At 41.4% G+C, this 249-nt stretch carries 1 protein-coding gene; it reads left to right on the top strand.

Features of this window, described 5'->3' with window-relative positions; translation table 11 throughout:
* The coding region (locus tag AC0IXC_RS29285) for a SufD family Fe-S cluster assembly protein (RefSeq protein ID WP_471653722.1) at positions 1-249 on the top strand (249 nt) is incomplete at both ends.

Below are 249 nucleotides of genomic sequence, written 5' to 3'. Positions count from 1 at the left end.
CTCTGCAGTTTGGTCTGGTGGATCATTCATCTACGTTCCAAAAGGTATTAAAGTTGATACACCACTTCAAGCGTCTTTCCGTATTAACTCTGAAAATATGGGACAATTCGAGCGTACGCTTATCATCGTAGACGAAGGCTCACACGTACACTACGTAGAAGGTTGTACAGCACCTGTTTACACGACTAACTCACTTCATAGTGCGGTAGTAGAAAACATCATTAAGAAAGATGCATATTGCCGTTATAC

It is taken from the genome of Bacillus sp. AC266 (assembly GCF_979253805.1).
The sequence above is the reverse complement of the archived record's forward strand: the minus strand, read 5'-3'. Positions and strand labels throughout refer to the sequence as shown.